The sequence below is a fragment of the Modestobacter sp. VKM Ac-2978 genome, from assembly GCF_026968025.1.
Taxonomy (GTDB): domain Bacteria; phylum Actinomycetota; class Actinomycetes; order Mycobacteriales; family Geodermatophilaceae; genus Modestobacter.
The window spans coordinates 1-18,590 of record NZ_JAPVBP010000004.1; the positions used below are offsets into that span (position 1 = coordinate 1).

General features: G+C 73.8%; 16 protein-coding genes. 6 read left to right on the forward strand and 10 right to left on the reverse strand.

Annotation, left to right across the window (positions count from 1 at the left end; genetic code table 11):
* Nucleotides 1–38 precede the first annotated feature (38 nt).
* Nucleotides 39–815: a hypothetical protein gene (locus tag O2W53_RS11015; protein WP_269163064.1), complete on the reverse strand. Its 777-nt coding sequence runs from the start codon at nucleotides 813–815 to the stop codon at nucleotides 39–41.
* A gap of 351 nt (nucleotides 816–1,166) precedes the next feature.
* On the opposite strand from O2W53_RS11015, the gene O2W53_RS11020 reads away from it, so the two are divergent.
* Nucleotides 1,167–1,730, forward strand: coding sequence for a copper resistance CopC family protein (locus O2W53_RS11020; protein WP_269163065.1), 564 nt, complete (start codon nucleotides 1,167–1,169; stop codon nucleotides 1,728–1,730).
* Nucleotides 1,727–3,082, forward strand: a complete 1,356-nt coding sequence (locus tag O2W53_RS11025) for a CopD family protein (RefSeq protein WP_269163066.1) — start codon at nucleotides 1,727–1,729, stop codon at nucleotides 3,080–3,082. The genes O2W53_RS11020 and O2W53_RS11025 overlap by 4 nt, the downstream gene beginning before the upstream one ends.
* A 67-nt stretch (nucleotides 3,083–3,149) precedes the next feature.
* Here the strand turns inward: O2W53_RS11025 and metH are convergent, their stop codons facing one another.
* Complete coding sequence (metH, locus tag O2W53_RS11030; RefSeq protein WP_269163067.1) at nucleotides 3,150–6,944, reverse strand: methionine synthase; 3,795 nt, start codon at nucleotides 6,942–6,944, stop codon at nucleotides 3,150–3,152.
* A gap of 212 nt (nucleotides 6,945–7,156) precedes the next feature.
* Between metH and O2W53_RS11035 the strand changes: the two genes are divergently transcribed.
* Nucleotides 7,157–8,017 carry a PAC2 family protein gene (locus O2W53_RS11035; RefSeq protein ID WP_036332690.1) on the forward strand — a complete coding sequence of 287 codons (861 nt, stop codon included), beginning with the start codon at nucleotides 7,157–7,159 and terminating at the stop codon, nucleotides 8,015–8,017.
* Nucleotides 8,018–8,195: 178 nt separating this feature from the next.
* On the opposite strand, the gene O2W53_RS11040 is transcribed toward O2W53_RS11035, so the two are convergent.
* From O2W53_RS11040 to O2W53_RS11070, 7 genes are all read right to left on the reverse strand, one after another.
* Nucleotides 8,196–9,305: an HD domain-containing protein gene (locus O2W53_RS11040; RefSeq protein WP_269163068.1), complete on the reverse strand. Its 1,110-nt coding sequence runs from the start codon at nucleotides 9,303–9,305 to the stop codon at nucleotides 8,196–8,198.
* The gene (mshC, locus tag O2W53_RS11045; RefSeq protein ID WP_269163069.1) at nucleotides 9,302–10,585 is read right to left on the reverse strand and encodes a cysteine--1-D-myo-inosityl 2-amino-2-deoxy-alpha-D-glucopyranoside ligase; all 1,284 of its coding nucleotides are present in this window, start codon (nucleotides 10,583–10,585) and stop codon (nucleotides 9,302–9,304) included. The genes O2W53_RS11040 and mshC overlap by 4 nt, the downstream gene beginning before the upstream one ends.
* Nucleotides 10,586–10,665: 80 nt before the next feature.
* Nucleotides 10,666–11,052: a VOC family protein gene (locus tag O2W53_RS11050; RefSeq protein ID WP_269163070.1), complete on the reverse strand. Its 387-nt coding sequence runs from the start codon at nucleotides 11,050–11,052 to the stop codon at nucleotides 10,666–10,668.
* Nucleotides 11,053–11,117: 65 nt separating this feature from the next.
* Nucleotides 11,118–11,993: an SCO1664 family protein gene (locus O2W53_RS11055; RefSeq protein ID WP_269163071.1), complete on the reverse strand. Its 876-nt coding sequence runs from the start codon at nucleotides 11,991–11,993 to the stop codon at nucleotides 11,118–11,120.
* Nucleotides 11,994–12,005: 12 nt separating this feature from the next.
* Nucleotides 12,006–12,557 carry a DUF3090 family protein gene (locus O2W53_RS11060; RefSeq protein WP_269163072.1) on the reverse strand — a complete coding sequence of 184 codons (552 nt, stop codon included), beginning with the start codon at nucleotides 12,555–12,557 and terminating at the stop codon, nucleotides 12,006–12,008.
* A 10-nt stretch (nucleotides 12,558–12,567) separates the two neighbouring features.
* Entirely contained in the window at nucleotides 12,568–13,269 is a 702-nt protein-coding gene (locus O2W53_RS11065; protein WP_269163073.1) for a histidine phosphatase family protein, read from the reverse strand.
* Between the two features lie 139 nt (nucleotides 13,270–13,408).
* Nucleotides 13,409–14,242, reverse strand: a complete 834-nt coding sequence (locus O2W53_RS11070) for an undecaprenyl-diphosphate phosphatase (protein ID WP_269163074.1) — start codon at nucleotides 14,240–14,242, stop codon at nucleotides 13,409–13,411.
* 157 nt (nucleotides 14,243–14,399) lie between these two features.
* On the opposite strand from O2W53_RS11070, the gene O2W53_RS11075 reads away from it, so the two are divergent.
* Genes O2W53_RS11075 through O2W53_RS11085 form a run of 3 tightly spaced genes read left to right on the forward strand, consistent with a single transcriptional unit; the run spans nucleotide 14,400 to nucleotide 17,698 of the window.
* Nucleotides 14,400–15,380: an aldo/keto reductase gene (locus O2W53_RS11075; protein ID WP_036332704.1), complete on the forward strand. Its 981-nt coding sequence runs from the start codon at nucleotides 14,400–14,402 to the stop codon at nucleotides 15,378–15,380.
* A 47-nt stretch (nucleotides 15,381–15,427) separates the two neighbouring features.
* Nucleotides 15,428–17,374, forward strand: coding sequence for an AAA family ATPase (locus tag O2W53_RS11080; RefSeq protein WP_269163075.1), 1,947 nt, complete (start codon nucleotides 15,428–15,430; stop codon nucleotides 17,372–17,374).
* A gap of 57 nt (nucleotides 17,375–17,431) precedes the next feature.
* On the forward strand, nucleotides 17,432–17,698 hold the full coding sequence (locus tag O2W53_RS11085) for a GlsB/YeaQ/YmgE family stress response membrane protein (protein ID WP_269163076.1): 267 nt from the start codon (nucleotides 17,432–17,434) through the stop codon (nucleotides 17,696–17,698).
* 52 nt (nucleotides 17,699–17,750) lie between these two features.
* On the opposite strand, the gene O2W53_RS11090 is transcribed toward O2W53_RS11085, so the two are convergent.
* Complete coding sequence (locus O2W53_RS11090; RefSeq protein ID WP_269163077.1) at nucleotides 17,751–18,545, reverse strand: DUF2470 domain-containing protein; 795 nt, start codon at nucleotides 18,543–18,545, stop codon at nucleotides 17,751–17,753.
* Nucleotides 18,546–18,590: the final 45 nt, after the last annotated feature.

Sequence of the window (18,590 nt, forward strand, 5' to 3'; positions counted from 1 at the left end):
CGGGGAGGTCAGCCCTCCCCGCGCGACCCGGAGCCGGATCAGGCCTGGTCGGCCTGACGACGGCGGTAGGCGATCGCACCGGCACCCGCGGCACCGGCGGCGGCCAGGACGCCGACGCCGATCACGGCGGTGTTCTCGGTACCGGAGGTGCTGCCGGCACCGGTCTCGGCGCCACCGGCCGGCGTGGCACCCATCTGCGCCACCTCGAGCGCGCCACAGGCGGCGGGGGCGGTGGCCTCCATCGGCAGCGACGGGTCGAGGTCGCTCATGACGTCACCGTCGTAGGCACCCGAGCCGTCCTGGTCGATGCCGTGCACGACCAGGACGGCCGTGCCCGCCTCGAACGCCGCGTGGACGTCGTCGGTGACCTCGAAGGTCCGCTCGTAGCTGATCGTGCCGTCGTCCGCGGTCGGGAAGCGGTCGATGGCCAGGCCGCTGTCCGGGCTGGTGTCGCCGGTGGTGGTCAGCGAGGAGCCGATGGCGCCGTAGTACTTGGCGGCCTCGGTGACGCTCACGAAGCCGTCGCCGTCCGCGTCGTCCGCGAGGTCGTTGGTCGGGCACTCGCCCAGGGCGCCGATGTGGAAGTGCTGGGCGTGCGGCGAGCCGGCGAGCAGCCCGGACGCCTCGACCATCACGGTGGCCGTGTTGCCGTCCAGCGTGACCATGCCGGTGCCGCTGACGCCGGACTGGTTCACCGCACCGAGGTCGGCCTGGTAGCTGGTGGCCCCCTCGTGGGCGAAGGCGGTGCTCATGGTGAGCAGCGGGAACGCTGCGGCGGCGATGGCGATGGCCGGGAGTGCGTGTGCCTTGCGCAAGGTGTGCTCCTCGTGATCGGAGTGCCGCTCCCACCGTGAGGTGGGAGCAGCGGACGGCGGCTGACACCGCTCGTCCGGTCGTTCGGCGGGCGCATCGTTGCCCCCGCCGCGGAACAGGTCTGGCGACCCCGGACAGCCGGCGGATCCCCCAGTGGGGATCACCCCGCTGTCGCGCTGACCACCCTGCATTCGGCAGGTGGTGCCGGATCGGTTCACTGCCCCCTCAGAAATTGCTGAGGCCGGGCTCTGCAGGGGCGGAGCGGGTCTCGTACGCGGGCGGACGACGATCAGCAGGTGCCGTTCGGCGGGGGCCGGACCAACCGGAAGAGCGGTCGCGGACGAAGAACGGGCATGACTGTTCTGCGCACCCTCCCGATCGCCGGTCCGCGCCCCGCGCCGGTGCTGCTGGTGGGGTTGCTGACCGTGCTGCTCCTCGGCATCGGGGCGCCGTCCGCCCGGGCGCACGACGCCCTCGTGAGCAGCAGCCCGTCAGCCGGTGTCGCCGTGCCCACGGCCCCGTCCTCGGTGGAGCTGGAGTTCAGCGGGACGCCGCTGCCGCTGGGCACCGAGGTGCTGGTGCTCGGCCCGGACGGCGCCGTGGCGTCCACCGGGGCCGCCGAGATCCAGGACACGACCGTCGTCCAGCCCCTGACCGCTGGGCTCCCCGCGGGGAGCTACACCGTGCAGTGGCGCAGCACCTCCTCCGACGGGCACCCGCTCACCGGCAGCTGGGACTTCACCGTCGCCGCGGGGAGCACGCCTGCCCCGGACGCGGCGGCCGCGGATGCGGCGCCCCCGTCGGTGGCGGCCGCGACGGCCGACCCGGCGCTCCCGGTCGGCTGGCTGGTCGGTGGCGTCCTGGCCCTCGGCACGGCGGCTGCGCTGCTCCTCGGCCGGCTGCGCAGCCGGCGGTGACCAGCACCGTGGTCCGCCCGGACCTGGGACAGAGCGCGCCGGAGCCGGCCCGGTGGCGGGTGCCGGCGGCCACGGCCGCGGGGGTCGGCCTGCTCGCGGTCCTGGGCTGGGCGCTCGTCGTCGGCAGCGGCCCGGCGGCTCCCTCGGCCTCCGGGCTCCGCGAGGCAGGCCTCCTGGTGGAGTGGGGTGGGCCGGTCGTCACGCTGGCCGGCCGGATCGCCGCGGTGGGCACGGTGGGCACCCTGCTGTTCGCCGCCGTCCTGCTGCCCGGGCGCACCGGGCAACTGGCCCCGCAGGCGCGGCGCGCCGTGACGTCGGCGTCGGTGTGGGCGCTGGCCTGGGCGGTGGCGACCGTGCTCGGCGGCCTGCTCACCGTCAGCCGGCTGGTGGGCGTGGCCCCGACGGCGCTGGACGCGGCGTCGCTGCGGGTGTTCCTCGCCGACACCGGCGCCGGCCGCGCCGTCCTGCTCGTCGCCGGCCTCACCGCGGTGATCGTGGTGGCGGCCCGGTCCTGCAGCGGCCGCGGGGGCACCCGGCTGCTGCTGGCCGGTGCGCTGACCGCGCTGGTGGTCCCGGTGGTGCTCAGCGGGCACTCGTCGGCCGCGGAGGACCACCTGACCGCGGTGACCACCCTGGCGGTGCACGTCGTCGCGGCGAGCCTGTGGGTCGGCGGACTGGGGGCCCTGCTGCGGTACGGCCGGGAGACACCGGCCACCGTCGCGCGGTTCAGCGCGGTCGCACTGGTGTGCTTCGCAGTGACCGCCGTCTCCGGGGTGCTGGCGGCCGGCGTGGTCCTGGGCGGTACCGGCGCCGTGCTGGCCGCGCTGGGCACCGGATACGGCACGCTCCTGCTCGCCAAGACGCTGGGGCTGACCGTGGTCGGGGTGCTGGGCTGGCTGCACCGGCGCCGCACCCTGCCGCAGCTGCGGGCGGGGCGGCCGGGCGCCTTCCGGCGGCTCGCCGTCGTCGAGGTGGCGGTGCTGCTGGCGACCGTCGCGCTGGCGGTCGCGCTCGCCGCGTCCCCTCCCCCGGTCGCCGCTGCGGTGCCGTCAGCCACTGCGGCACCGGCGGCCGCTGACCCGATGGCGGGGCACGACCACGGCGAGCTGTCCGTCGGCGTCCTGGTCGACGAGGACCGCTTCCACGTGGCCGGGCCGGTCGCCGCCGGGTCGCGGGTGACGGTGCACAACGCCAGCGGTCAGCCGGTGACGATCACCGCGGACGACGGCTCGTTCGACGTCGACGTCGCCGCCGGCACGCTGCTGACCTTCCCGGCGCCCGACCAGCCGGGCGCGTACCGGTTCACCAGCGCCCACTCATCGACGCACACCGACGTCCTCGTCGTGGAGTGACCCGTCGGCCCCCCGTGCAGGGCCCCGCGCCGAGCGGAGCGAGGTGTGGGGGGGCACGGGGGTCCTTCTATTCGTCCTCCGTTCGATAACCGAGGTTGGGTGAGAGCCAGCGCTCCGCCTCGGCGACCGTCCAGCCCTTGCGCCGGGCGTAGTCCTCGACCTGGTCGCGGCCGATCCGGCCCAGCACGAAGTACCGCGACTCCGGGTGGGCGAAGTACAGACCGCTCACGGCTGCCCCCGGCCACATGGCCATGCTCTCGGTGAGCTGGATGCCGGTGGCCGCCTCCACGTCGAGCAGCTCCCAGATCGTCTGCTTCTCGGTGTGCTCGGGGCAGGCCGGGTAGCCCGGTGCGGGCCGGATGCCGGCGTACTTCTCCGCGAGCAGCCCGTCGGCGTCCAGGTGCTCGTCGGGGGCGTAGGCCCAGAACTCGGTGCGCACCCGCTCGTGCAGCCGCTCGGCGAACGCCTCGGCCAGCCGGTCGGCCAGCGACTCCAGCAGGATCGCGCTGTAGTCGTCGTTGGCCTTCTTGAACTCGGCGACCTTCTCCGCGGACCCCAGGCCGGCGGTGACGGCGAACGCCCCCACGTGGTCGCGGAGCCCGGTCGCCCTGGGTGCGACGAAGTCGGCCAGCGACTTGCGCGGCGAGCCGTCCCGGCCCTCGGTCTGCTGCCGCAGCTGGTGCAGCGTCGCCCGGACGGCGGTGCGGGACTCGTCGGTGTAGACCTCGATGGAGTCGCCGTCCACCTGGCTGGCCGGGAACAGCCCGAAGACGCCGCTGGCCCGCAGCCACCGCTCGGCGATCAGCTGGTCGAGCATCGCCTGGGCGTCCTCGTACAGCCGGCGGGCCGCCTCGCCGGTGGTCGGGTTGTGCAGGATGTCGGGGAACCGACCGCGCATCTCCCAGGCGTTGAAGAACGGCTGCCAGTCGATGTACTCCCGCAGCTCGTCCAGCGGGTAGTCGGCGAAGCTGCGCACGAACTGGGTGGCCACCCCGTGCCGGTGGTCGCAGCTGGGCCCGGCGCAGACGTCCTTGGTCTGCTGCAGCAGCATCCGCGGCCGCGGCGGGTGGTGGGCGGACCAGTCGATCGGGGTCGCCGCCGCGCGGGCAGCGGCCAGCGGGAGGAGGGACCGGGTGTCCTGCCGGGCCGCGTGCCGCTCCCGCAGCGCGGCGTAGTCGGCGTCGGTCTCGGCGAGCAGGGCCGGGCGCTGCTCGTCGGACAGCAGCGCGGCGACGACCGGCACCGACCGCGAGGCGTCCTTCACCCAGATCACCGGGCCGGAGTACTTCTGCGCGACCTTCACCGCGGTGTGCGCGCGGGAGGTGGTGGCCCCGCCGATCAGCAGCGGGATGGTGAACCCCTGCCGCTCCATCTCGGTGGCCAGGTTGACCATCTCGTCGAGGGAGGGGGTGATCAGCCCGGAGAGCCCGATGACGTCGGCGCCCTCCTCCTTGGCGGCGTCCAGGATCCGCTGGGCGGGCACCATCACGCCGAGGTCGACGACGTCGTAGTTGTTGCACTGGAGGACGACGCCGACGATGTTCTTCCCGATGTCGTGGACGTCGCCCTTCACGGTGGCCATCACGACCTTGCCGTTGCTGCGCTCGACGTCCCCGGGCTGCTTCTCCGCCTCGATGAACGGGATCAGGTGCGCGACGGCCTTCTTCATCACCCGTGCCGACTTCACCACCTGGGGCAGGAACATCTTCCCGGCGCCGAACAGGTCGCCGACGACGTTCATGCCGGCCATCAGCGGCCCCTCGATCACCTCGATGGGCCGGCCGCCGCGGGCGCTGATCTCCTGGCGCAGCTCCTCGGTGTCGGTCTCGACGAACTCGTCGATCCCCTTCACCAGGGCGTGGGTGATCCGCTCCCCCACCGGCAGCGACCGCCACTCCTCGGTGGCGACCTCCTTGGCCGCGCCGTCGCCGGCGAAGTCCGCCGCGATCTCCAGCAGCCGCTCGGTGCTGTCCGGGCGGCGGTTGAGGACGACGTCCTCAATCCGCTCGCGCAGCAGCGCCGGCACCTCGTCGTAGACCTCCAGGGCGCCGGCGTTGACGATCCCCATGTCCATGCCGGCGGCGATGGCGTGGAACAGGAAGACGGCGTGGATCGCCTCGCGCACCGGGTTGTTGCCGCGGAAGGAGAACGACACGTTGGAGACGCCGCCGGAGACCAGTGCGCCGGGCAGGTTCTGCTTGATCCACCGGGTGGCCTCGATGAAGTCGACCCCGTAGGTGGCGTGCTCCTCGATGCCGGTGGCCACGGCGAAGACGTTCGGGTCGAAGATGATGTCCTCGGCCGGGAAGCCGACCTGCTGGGTGAGGACGTCGTAGGCCCGCCGGCAGATCTCCTGACGGCGCTGCAGGCTGTCGGCCTGGCCGTCCTCGTCGAAGGCCATCACCACGACCGCGGCGCCGTACTTGCGGCACAGCCGGGCCTGGGTGACGAACTCCTCCTCGCCGTTCTTCAGCGAGATGGAGTTGACGATCGCCTTGCCCTGGACGCACTTGAGCCCGGCCTCGATGACCTCCCACTTCGAGGAGTCGATCATCGTGGGCACCCGGCAGATGTCGGGCTCGGTGGCGACCAGCTTCAAGAACCGGTCCATCGCCGCGACGCCGTCGATCATCCCCTCGTCCATGTTGACGTCGATGACCTGCGCGCCGGACTCGACCTGCTGGCGGGCGACGGCGAGGGCGGTCGGGTAGTCGCCGGCCTTGATGAGGTTGCGGAAGCGGGCCGAGCCGGTGATGTTGGTCCGCTCGCCGACGTTGACGAACAGGCTGTCCTCGGTGACCGTCAGCGGCTCCAGCCCGGACAGCCGCAGCGCCGGGGCGACCTCGACCGGCGTCCGCGGTGCCCGGCCGGCGACCGAGCCGGCGATGGCGGCGATGTGCGCCGGCGTGGTGCCGCAGCAGCCGCCCACCAGGTTCACGAAGCCGCTCTCGGCGAACTCCCCGACGATCGCCGCGGTCTCCTCGGGCGACTCGTCGTACTCACCGAAGGCGTTGGGCAGCCCGGCGTTGGGATAGCAGGAGACGAAGGTGTTCGCGATCCGGGAGATCTCGGCGATGTAGGGCCGCATCTCCTTGGCGCCCAGCGCGCAGTTCAGCCCCACCAGCAGCGGCTCGACGTGCCGGACCGAGTGCCAGAACGCCTCGGTGACCTGCCCGGAGAGGGTGCGACCGGAGGCGTCGGTGATCGTGCCGGAGATCATCACCGGCCAGCGGCGCCCGCGCTCCTCGAACAGCGTCTCCAGCGCGAAGATCGCGGCCTTCGCGTTCAGCGTGTCGAAGATCGTCTCGATCAGCAGCACGTCCGAGCCGCCGTCGACCAGCCCGTTGGCCTGCTCCAGGTAGGCCTCGACGAGCTCGTCGTAGCTCACGTTGCGGGCGCCGGGGTCGTTCACGTCGGGCGAGATGGACGCCGTCCGGCTGGTCGGGCCGAGCGCGCCGACCACGTACCGCGGCTTCTCCGGTGTGCTGACCGCGTCGCAGGCGGCGCGGGCGAGCCGGGCGGAGGCGACGTTCAGCTCGTACGCCAGGTCGGCCATCCCGTAGTCGAGCAGCGAGATCCGGGTCGCGTTGAAGGTGTTGGTCTCGATGAGGTCGGCGCCGGCCTCGAGGTACTCGCGGTGGATGCCGCTGATGATCTCCGGGGCGGTGATGCTGAGCAGGTCGTTGTTGCCCTGGACGTCGCTGGGCCAGTCGGCGAAGCGCTCACCCCGGTAGCCGGCCTCGTCCGGCCGGTCCCGCTGGATGGCCGTGCCCATCGCCCCGTCGAGCACCAGGATCCGCTGCTGCAGCAGCGCGGTGAGCGCGGTAGTGGCGTCGGGGCGGACGTGCGGGGATGCAGGCACGGGCAGTCCTCGGTGGTCGATCGGGCACGGTCACGGAGGCGTCCGGCGCCAGGGCCCTGGCAACTCCGACGGGCGAGCGGCCTCGTCGTCCTCGAACAGCGCCCCCATCGTCGCACTTCCCTCCCCTGCCCGGGTGCACCCCGGGGCCCGGGCGGTCCCAGACGCCCCACGAGCAGCCGGGCCGGCTGGCCAGATCGACGTAGGCTCGAAGGGTGATCGATCCGAAGTCCGACGCTGACGACCTGCCCGAGCTGGACGACCCCGTGGTCGTGGTCGCGTTCGAGGGATGGAACGACGCCGGGGACGCCGCCACCGGTGCCGTGGAGCACCTGGAGCTGACCTGGAACGCCACCCCGCTCGCTGCGCTGGACCCCGAGGACTACTACGACTTCCAGGTCAACCGGCCGACCGTCTCCCTGATCGACGGCGTCACCCGCCGGGTCGAGTGGCCCACCACCCGGCTGTCGGTGGTCAAGCCGCCGGGGAGTGAGCGGCACGTCGTCCTCATCCGCGGCATCGAGCCGAACATGCGCTGGCGCAGTTTCTGCGACGAGCTGATCGAGCTGATCCAGGAGCTCGGCGCCCAGACCGTGGTCGCGCTCGGCGCGTTGCTGGCCGACACGCCGCACACCCGGCCCACGCCGGTGACCGGCTCGGCCTACGACGCCGAGTCGGCGCGGCAGTGGGGTGTGGAGACGTCCACCTACCAGGGCCCGACCGGGATCCTGGGCGTCTTCGCCGATGCCTGCGTGCAGGCCGGGTTGCCGGCGGTGAGCTTCTGGGCGGCCGTGCCGCACTACGTGTCCCAGCCCCCCTCCCCCCGGGCGACGATGGCGCTGCTGACCCGGGTCGAGGAGGTCCTGGAGGTCACCGTGCCGCTGGGCACCCTCCCCGACCAGGCCGACGAGTGGGTGAAGACCGTCGACGAGATGGCCCAGGAGGACGAGGAGGTCGTCGAGTACGTGCGCTCCCTGGAGGAGCGGCAGACGGCCAGCGACCTGTCCCAGGCCAACGGCGACCAGATCGCCCGCGAGTTCGAGAGGTATCTGCGCCGCCGCGGCGGCACGAGCTGACCCCGGCCCCGTCGCAGGGCCCCGCCGCGAGCCTGCGAGTGGTGGGGGGCGAGGGGGTCCTTCCGCTGCGCCGCCGCGGCGGCACGAGCTGACCCGCCGGCTCATGATCAGCACGGGCTGAGGGTCGTCATCTCCACGGGATGACGACCCTCAGCCCGTTCTCGTCGCCGACCCCTTCTCAGGGTGTGACGAGCAGTGGGCGCATCCGGACGGCGGCCGTGTCGTCGAAGAGCCGGTCGTACGTGGCGAGCGCGAACCGGTCGGTCATCCCGGTCACGTAGTCGACGACCTGGGTGACCAGGTCGGCCTCGGTGTCCCGGTAGCTGGCCGGCATGAGCTCGGGATGGGCCAGGTGGTGGTCGACCAGCCGGCGGATCACCTCGATCGCCACGTGCTTCTGCCCGGCGGCGATCTCGGACTCGTAGACCCGCTCGAACATGAAGGCCCGCAGCTCGTTCATCGCCTCGAGGGCGTCCGGCGGCATCCGCACGGCCGGTGCCGGCGGGCCGCCGGGGACGGCGTGCCGGGCCTCCTCGCGCGCCGAGGCGAAGGTCCCGTCGACGACCGCCTCGATCATCGCGCCGACCATCGCCCCGCCGGGCGGGCCGAAGGTGGCCAGCGTGCGGGCCGGCAGGTCACCGGCGCGCAGCACCCCGGCCCGGACGGCGTCCAGCGCGTCGTGCGAGAGGTAGCCGATCCGATCGGCGAACTTCACGCACTCCGCCTCCCGGGTGGCCGGCGGCGGGGTGATCTTCCAGCTGTGTGCCCGGACGCCGTCGCGCACCTCCCAGGTGAGGTTGAGGTCCTCGAGCACCTCGACGATCCGCACCCCCTGGGCGGCGTGGTGCCAGCCTCCTGCGACGTAGGGCTCCAGGGCCTCCTCGCCGATGTGCCCGAACGGCGAGTGGCCGACGTCGTGGGCCAGCGCGATCGCCTCGGCCAGGGTCTCGTGCAGGCCGAGCGCCCGGGCCAGTGACCGGGCGACCTGGGTGACCTGGAGGGTGTGGGTGAGCCGGGTGACGAAGTGGTCGCCGTCGGGGTGCAGGAAGACCTGGGTCTTGTGCTTGAGCCGGCGGAAGGCCTTGGCGTGCAGCACCCGGTCGCGGTCGAGCTCCCAGCAGGTGCGGAGTCCGTCGTCGGGCTCGGGGCGCGCCCGTCCCCGGCTCCGGGCGGATCGGGCGGCCGCCGGGGCCAGAGCCGTCTCCGCGTCCTCCCGTGCCTGCCGGTCGATCCGGGTGAAGGCAGGCGGGTACGCCAGCCACTCGAACCCCGTCCCGCCCTCGCTCACGGCGTGAGTGCCACGCCGAGCAGTGCGTCGACGAGGTCGCGGACGACGGCCGGCGACTGCTCGTCCCAGTCGTCGGTGGCGTGGGCTGCGGGCAGGCCCGGACCGGACGCGGCCTCGGCGAGGCTGGCGGCGGCCCAGCGGTCGACGGCGGCGATCGCGCCGGGGGTGTCGAGGTCGTCGGCCAGCCGCTCCCGGACCGTGGCCAGCACCGGACCGGCCGGCGCGCCCAGCGGCAGCTCCACGGCGCGCCGCCAGGTGTCCAGCCGCCGCTCCGCCGAGGCGAGCAGATCGGGGGTCCAGGCACGGTCCGTGCGGTAGTGCCCGGACAGCAGCGCCAGGCGGATCGCCATCGGGTCGGTGGAGTCGCCGCGCAGCCGGGAGACGAAGACCAGGTTGCCCCGGCTCTTGCTCATCTTCTCGCCGTCCAGCCCGATCATCGCGGCGTGCACGTAGGCCCGGGCGAAGGGCTTGGTGCCGGTGAGCGCCTCGGCGTGCACGGCGGAGTACTCGTGGTGCGGGAAGACCAGGTCGCTGCCACCGCCCTGGACGTCGAAGCCCATGCCGATCCGGTCCAGCGCGATGGCGGCGCACTCGACGTGCCAGCCCGGACGGCCCGCGACGCCCCGCGGGCCGGGCCAGGACGGCTCGCCCTCGCGGGCCCCCCGCCACAGCAGCGGGTCGAGCGCGTGCCGCTTGCCCGCCCGGTCGGGGTCGCCGCCCCGCTCGGCGGACAGCCGCAGCATGGTGGGCTCGTCGTAGCCGGACTCGGAGCCGAACCCGGGCGCCTGGGCGATGTCGTGGTAGACGTCACCGGTGCCGTCCTCCAGCTGATAGGCCAGGCCGGCGTCCCAGAGCGTCTCCACGTGCGCGGCGATCCGCGGGATCGACTCGACGGCGCCGACGAAGTCCTCCGGCGGCAGCACCCGCAGCGCGGTCATGTCCTCGCGGAACAGCGCCGTCTCGCGCATGCCCAGCACGATCCAGTCCTCGCCGTCGCGGTCGGCCCGCTCGAACAGCGGGTCGTCGACGTCGGTGACGTTCTGCACGTAGTGCACGGCGTGCCGGGCGTCGCGCCACACCCGGTTGACCAGGTCGAAGGCCAGGTAGGTGGCCGCGTGGCCGAGGTGCGTGGCGTCGTAGGGCGTGATGCCGCAGACGTACATCCGGGCGATGCGGCCCGGGGATGTCTCGACCACCTCGCCGCGGGCGGTGTCGTACAGCCGCAGAGCGGGGCCGGACCCGGGCAGGGTGGGGAGCAGCGGGGCAGGCCAGGAGAGCACGTCAGGAGCCTAGATCCGGCCACCGACAGGGCGGCACGGCACCCGGTCCCCGGCCCGCTCCCCCGCCGTCCGGCGGTCCGTCAGGGCCAGGTGGTGGCGTGCCGCTCGAACTCCTCGCCGGTCTGGACGCCGACCACGCAGAACAGCAGCCCGGCGGGGTCCTTCATCTGCCAGAACCCGCCCATGTCGGCCATCCGCAGCGCGCCGAGGGCCTCCAGCCTGGCCACCTCGGCGTGCACGTCGTCGGTCTCGATGTCCACGTGCCAGCGCGGTGGGGTGCCCACCCCGGTGCGCTGGACCTCCAGGTGGAACCCGCCGGCGAAGGAACCGAGCGAGGACCACGCGTCGTCGATGGTGTCGGGCTCCACGGCGTGCCCGGTGGCGGCGGACCAGAACTGCTGGCCCCGGTCGTGCAACTGGGGAGGGAGGTCGATCAACAGGACCGCGAGTCGGCTGCGATGAGGCACCCACCCACCCTGGCAGCCCGCGCCCGGGAAGTCAGCCGCCCGGGCCCCGTCACTGCCGGTGTGCGCTAGAACGGCGGCCAGGGCAGCGCGGGCCAGTCACCGCTGGGCTGGGGGTGCAGCCCGGTGCGCAGCAGCTCGGCCACCCGTTGCTGGGTGCGCCGCACCTCGCGCCGGGTGAGGTGCTCGTGCAGCTGGTCACCCAGGTCGCCGCGGAGCTGCTCGGCCAGCTGCTCCAGCACGGCCAGGTGCTCCAGCAGCAGGGGCTTGCCGGCCCAGCGCCACAACAGGGTGCGCAGCTTGGGTTCCACGGAGAAGCAGATGCCGTGGTCGACGCCGTACACGTGCCCGCCGCGCATCGGGATGATGTGGCCGCCCTTGCGGTCGGCGTTGTTCACCACCGCGTCGAAGACCGCCATCCGGCGCAGCTCGGGGACGTCGCGCCGGACGAACTCGGTGAGCTCGACGGCGGGGTCGGCGTCCATCCACAGCTGGACCATGCCGGGGCCGAATGGGCCCTCGCGCAGCACGGTGGGCGGCACGATCGACCAGCCGGTCGCCTCGGACACCAGGTGCGCGCTGATCTCGCGGCCGGCGAGGGTGCCGTCGGGGAAGTCCCACAGCGGCCGCTCCCCCGCCACCGGCTTGTACACGCAGGTGGCAGCCAGCTGGTCGGTGCGGATCGCCCCGATGAGGGTGACGTTGCTGGCGTCGAGGAGGCGGCCCTCCATGTCCAGCACGCCCTCGCGGAGCAGGGTGGCGACCTCGTCGGCGCCGCTGGGGGGCCGGCGGTCACCGTGGTCGAACGCGGCGACGTCCAGCTCGACGACGTCGCCGTCGTCCTGCTCGAACTCGTCGTCGTCCAGCTCGTCGTCGTCCAGCTCGAGGGGCTCGTCGGTCAGCGGGTGCTCCAGCCGGTCGTCGCGGGGATCAGGCGCGGTCATCGCAGCGCCGGCTCAGCGGCGGTAACCGTTCTGCCGCGGGCAGACGTGACCGGCCGGGTCCAGCGGCAGGGAGCACAGCGGGCAGGAGGGCCGGCCGGCGGCGATGACCCGGCGGGCGCGGGCGACGAACGCCCGGGCCGCGACCGGGGTGATGGTCACCCGCAGGGCGTCGGGGCCCTCGTCGCTGTCGGAGAGGATCACGTCCTCCTCGATCGGCTCCTCGCCGGCGGCGACGGCCTCGACGACGACGGCGTCCTCCTCGCCGTCCCAGGCCAGGCCCATCGCGGCGACGCGGAACTCCTCGTCGACGGGCGCGGTGAGCGGTTCGAGGTCGTCGACGTCGGCGTCGGGCGGGACGACGACGGCGGCGCGGTTGGCCACCTCGTCGAGCAGCTCGCTCATCCGGTCGGCCAGCACCTGGACCTGCGTCTTCTCCAGCGCCACGCTGATCGTGCGGCCGGCCTCGTCGGAGGCCTGCAGGTAGAAGGTGCGGTCGCCGGGCTGGCCCACCGTGCCGGCGACGAACCGGGTGGGACGGTCGAAGAGGAAGACCTGACGAGGCACGGCGATCAGGTTACGCGGCGCCGGAGCCCGCGCCGCCGCCGACGACCGCGTCGGAGGAGGGCTTGCGCCGGCCGCGCTTCTTCTTGGGCGGGATGAGGGCGGAGACGTCGCCGCCGGTGTCGTTGACCCGCACCAGGAACGGCCGGGTGTCGGTGTAGGTGACCACCGACAGGGACGCCGGGTCGACGACGATGCGCTGGAAGGAGTCCAGGTGCATCCCCAGTGCGTCGGCCAGGACCGCCTTGATCACGTCACCGTGGCTGCAGACCAGCCAGACGGCGTCCGGCCCGAGCTTCGCGTTCCACTCCCGGACGGCGGCCACCGCTCGCGCCTGGGTCTGGGCGAGCCCCTCGCCCTCGGGGCCGGGGAAGACGGCCGCGGAGGGGTGCTGCTGCACGACCTTCCAGAGCGGGTCCTTGGTCAGCTCCTTGATCGGGCGGCCGGTCCAGTCGCCGTAGCGGGCCTCGCCGAACCGGTCGTCGGTCTGCACCTCCAGCGCACGCCCCTCGGCGACCGTGCCGGCGGTCTGCTGGCAGCGCTCCAGCGGGCTGCTGACCACTGCGGCCAGCGGCACGTCCGACAGCCGCTGCGCGACCGCCTGCACCTGGGTCTGGCCGGTGTCGTCCAGCTGCACCCCGGGGGTCCAGCCGGCCAGCACGCCGGCGGTGTTGGCCGTCGTCCGGCCGTGCCGGAGCAGGATGACCGTCGTCATGGGGCTTGCCTCCTCGATCGGCCCGCGAGCAGGGGCCCGACGCGAGCCAGCGAGCGGCGGAGGACTCGCTGGCCCGTCCACACGCCGCCGACTCTATGGCCCCGTCCGGAGGCGCGCCCCGAGCTCCTGCGGGGGCGGCTCAGGTGGGCTCGAGGACGCCGGTGCCGACCAGGGCCAGCACCAGCACACCGAGCGCGATCCGGTAGACCACGAACGGGGCGAAGCTGCCGTGGGCCAGGTAGCGCAGCAGCCAGGCGATGACGGCGTACCCGATCCCGAAGGCGATGACGGTGGCCAGGATGGTCGGGCCCCAGGAGAGCGCCTGGCCCGCGGTGTCGCCGGTCAGGGACTCGTACGCCTGGAAGAACCCGGCGCCCAGCACAGCGGGGACGGCGAGCAGGAACGAGTAGCGCGCCGCCGCGGCCCGGTTGTAGCCGAGGAACCGGCCGGCGGTGATGGTGCCGCCGGAGCGGGAGACACCCGGGATGAGCGCCATCGCCTGGGCGAACCCGAACGTCAGGCCGTGCTTGACGGTCAGGTCGGGCAGGTCGCGCTCGGTGCTGCCCACCCGGTCGGCCCAGTAGAGGACCAGCGAGAAGACGATCAGGGCGACGGCGATGATCCGCAGGTCCCGGAACGTCGTCTCGATCGAGTCCTGGAACAGCAGCCCGAGGACGACGATCGGCAGGCTGCCGATGATGATCAACCAGCCCATCCGGGCGTCGGGGTCGCTGCGGGCCGAGCGGTCGGACAGCCCCCGGACCCAGGCGGTGATGATCCGCCAGATGTCGTGCCGGAAGTAGATGAGCACGGCGAGCTCCGTGCCGATCTGGGTGATCGCGGTGAACGCCGCCCCGGGGTCGCCCCAGCCGAACGCCTCGCCGACCACCCGCAGGTGGGCGCTGGAGGAGATCGGCAGGAACTCGGTGAGGCCCTGCACCAGCCCGAGGACGACGGCTTCGAACCAGCCCACGGTCAGCGCCTCCGCTGCTCGGCCGGGCGGTGGTCAGGGCACGCGGAGGACGACTGCACGGCAGGCACCCTAGGTGCCCGGACCCGGCGCAGGGCTGCGACCTCCCGGTGGTCGCCCTCCCTGGAGTGAGACGTTGGCGACGGTAGGTTGACCCGTCGTGGAACAGCGGGCGCTCGGGCGCAGTGGGCTCGTCGTCTCCCGACTGGGGCTGGGCACCCTCACCTGGGGCCGGGACACCGACGAGGACGAGGCCGCGATGCAGCTCACGGCGTTCGTCGACGCCGGCGGCACGCTGGTCGACACCGCCGACGTCTACGCCGACGGGGAGAGCGAGCGCACCCTCGGGCGGCTGCTGGCCGACGTCGTCCCGCGCGACGACGTGCTGGTCGCCACGAAGGCGGCGGGCCGCACCGGGCCCGGGCCGATGGGCCGGGGCGCCTCTCGGGGGCACCTCCTCTCGGCGCTGGACGCGTCGCTGGAACGGCTGGGGATCGACCACGTCGACCTGTGGCAGCTGCACGCCTGGGACGACGCGACGCCCCTGGAGGAGACGCTGGCCGCCTGCGACCTGGCCGTCTCCTCCGGCCGGGCCCGCTACGTCGGGGTGAGCAACTTCTCCGGCTGGCAGACCGCGCAGGCCGCCACCTGGCAGCGCGCCTGGCCCGGGCGCACCCCGATCGTGAGCACCCAGGTCGAGTACTCACTGCTGCAGCGCGGCGTCGAGCGGGAGGTGCAGCCGGCCGCGGAGGCGCTGGGGCTGGGCATCCTGCCGTGGTCGCCGCTGGGCCGGGGGCTGCTCACCGGCAAGTACCGGGACGGCACACCCGCCGACTCGCGTGGCGCGTCCGCCCAGTGGCTGGGGTTCATCGACGGGCTGCGCTCGGCGACCGCCGACCGGGTGGTGGAGGCGGTCGTCACCGCCGCGCAGGGGCTGGGCACCACGCCGCTGGGGGTCGCCCTGGCCTGGCTGCACGACCGGCCCTGCGTGGTCGCCCCGATCGTGGGCGCCCGGACCGCCCAGCAGCTGCAGGCCGCCCTCGATGCCCAGGGGGTCCGGCTGCCGCCGGCGATCACCACGGCGCTGGACGACGTGTCCGCGCCGCACTTCTCCTATCCCGAGCAGCGTCGGGAACACTGAACAGTGAGCACCCCAACCGTGAGCACCGCACCCATGAGCACCGAACCGTGAGCACCCCCACGCCCGCCGGCGACCCCGTCTTCACCGCCTTCTGCGCCGCCGGCCTCTGGCCGGGCCTGGGCAAGCGGACGGCGGCCGACCTGCCGGCCGCCGGCATCACCGGCCCGGACGACGTCAGCGCCGACCGGCTGCTCAAGCTGCCCCGGGTGGGCCGGCAGCGCGCCGAGCGGCTGTTCAGCTCGTTCCTGGCCGCCCGGTCGACCTACGAGGTCGTCGAGCTGCTGGTCGGTGCCGGGCTGAACGCCCGGCTGGCGGTGAACTCCGCGGACGCGCTCGGCCCCGACGCCGCCCGCCGGCTCCGGGACGACCCGTGGGCGCTGCTCGGCCTGACCGGGGTGACGCTGGCCGACGCCGACCGGCTGGCGATCGCCGTCCTCTCCGGCGCCGACCGGCAGGACACCCGCCGCGGCCGGGCGATCGTGGCGCTGACCTTGCGCACCGCGACCGGGGACGGGCACACCGTGCTCCCCGCCGACCTGGTGGTGGCGGCGCTGCGCGCCGAGCAGATCGACGACCCGGCGGCGGCCGTGGTGGCCGCGGTGGAGTCCGGTGAGGTGCTCGAGCACGAACCACCGCTGACCGAGCCGGACGACGACGTCGACGAGCTGCCCGAACCGGACCCGGCGCTGCGCACCCTGTCGCTGGCCCGGTACGGGATGGCGGAGGAGGCGGTGGCGGAGAACGTGCACCGCCTGTCGGCCACCAGCGGGCGGATCGCCGACCCGGCGTCGGTGCGGTCGGTGGCCAAGGGCCTGGACCCGGCGCAGCAGGCCGCGGTGGCCCAGGTGCTCGGCGCCGGCATCTCGCTGCTGACCGGCGGGCCGGGCACCGGGAAGAGCCGGACCGTCGCCTCGCTGGTGAAGCTGCTGCAGGCCAAGGGCACCGAGGTGGCCCTGGCGGCACCGACCGGCCGGGCGGCGAAGCGGCTGGAGGAGCTGACCGACCACCCGGCGGTGACCGTGCACCGGCTGCTCGGCGCACAGGGCATGACCGGCGGGTTCGCCCGCAACGAGGAATGGCCGCTGGACGCCGACGTCGTGGTGGTCGACGAGGCCTCGATGCTGGACGTCGAGCTGACCGCGGCGCTGCTGGAGGCCTGCCCGGACGGCACCCACCTGCTGCTGGTGGGCGACCCGGCGCAGCTGCCCTCGATCGGCCCCGGCCACGTCCTCGGCGACCTGATCGACTCCGGCGTGGTGCCGGTGACCGAGCTGACCACGCTGCACCGCCAGGCCGAGGGCGGGGCGATCGCGCGGCTGGCCACCGGGGTGCGCGGCGGTGAGCTGGTGCAGGTCGACTCCCCCGACCGGGAGGTGGTGATCGTGCCGGCCACCGGGAGCGCCGAGGCGGCCAAGCGGGTGGTGCAGTTGGTCACCGACTCCATCCCGCGCGCGCTGGGCATCGACCCGTCGACGGTGCAGGTCGTCACCCCGGTGCACCGCGGGCCGGCCGGCACGATCGAGCTGAACAAGGCGCTGAAGGCGCAGCTCAACCCCGGCGAGGGCACGGTGTTCGGCTTCGACGTCGGCGACCGGGTGGTCGCGACGGCGAACCACCTCGACCTGGAGCCGATCGGGTTCGCCAACGGCGAGGTGGGCGTGGTGACCGGCACCGGCGAGGGGTCGCTGACCATCGACTTCAGCTCGGGCCCGGTCAAGGTGATCGGCAAGGCACTGTCGGACCTGCGGCACGGCTGGGCGATCACCGTGCACCGGGCGCAGGGCTCGGAGTGGCCCGGCGTCGTCGTGGTGCTGCCGCCGGAGGCCGGCGGGATGCTGTCCCGACCGCTGGTCTACACCGCCCTCACGCGGGCCCAGCGGCACCTGTCGATCGTGCACGCCAGCGGCGCTGCGCTGGCCCGGGCGGTCCGGGAGGTCGACGTCCGGCCGCGGCGGACCCGGTTGGCGACGCTGCTCGCCGAACTGGCGGAGTGACCCACCCGTCAGGTCGACCGCGTTTCACAGGTTGATCTTGAGGGCACTGATGAGGACATGGGCATCATCGGTTTCCTCGTCTTCGGTCTCGTCGTCGGTGCGCTCGCTCGGCTGATCAAGCCGGGCAAGCAGAACCTCAGCATCCTGGCCACCCTGGCCCTCGGCGTCGTCGGTTCCCTGATCGGTGGCGTCGTCGCCAGCCTCCTGGGCACCGGGGACTTCTTCGAACTCAACATCATCGGCGCGATCGTCGCGATCGTCGCCGCCGTGCTGCTGATCGGCGTGGCCGAGGGCATGAGCGGCGGTCGGCGCAAGGTCCACTGACCTCGCCCCCGCTCCACGCACGACTCCCCTGCCCGGGGCGCTGACCTCGCGGTCAGCGCCCCGGGCAGGCGCGTCTCACGGCACAGAGCAGCCGGTGCACCGCCGGCCCGAGATCCTCGGCGCAGGTGACGGGCTCGGCGAACGGCACGCGCACGTCCCGGTGGCCCGCACGCTGCTCGATCCGCAGCCGGAACCCGTACCGGTCCAGGCCCAGCGGGCGGACGACGTCGCCCCTCCCCACCCAGGCGGCCGGCACCCGGGAACACAGCAGGTCCAGCTCCTCGGGGTGGGCGACGTCGAGGTGCTGCAGCGCCGGCCCCTCGACCGCGATCAACGGGTCGGGCACCGCGGTGAGGAAGTCGTCGGGGTCGATCTCGGTGACGGCTCCACACTCCCCCAGCACGACCTCGGCCAGGTCCAGGCGCAGCAGGGTGGCGCTGCGCCCGACGTCCAGCAGCGCGCCCACCGGTGCGACGTCCGCGAACGCCAGCGCGGCGTCCCGCTGGTCGATCTCGAGCAGCGGCGTGAGCCATCCGGACAACCAGACCTGGGCGCGCACCGGCTCGCGCAGCGGCACCGGGGCGTGGTCGGTGACCATCAGCAGCGCCGCGAGGTCGCCGTCGGCGGACGCCTGGACCGTGCGGCACACCTCACCGTCGGTCGGCACGACCACGAGCACCTGCCCCTGGGCGGTGACGGCGTGCCCGAGCACGCGGCTGCCGTCGATGCCGGCAGCGCAGACGGCGGCCGCCGACCGGGCCGCCACGGTGCGCGCCCGTTCGGCTCCGGTGGGCCGGAGGGCGTCGGACGAGGGCCCGGGGGCGGCGGGGCGGGTCGATCGTGTCATGCGGCACTCCGGGTTCAGGGCGACTCAAGATCGGGTAAGGTGAGC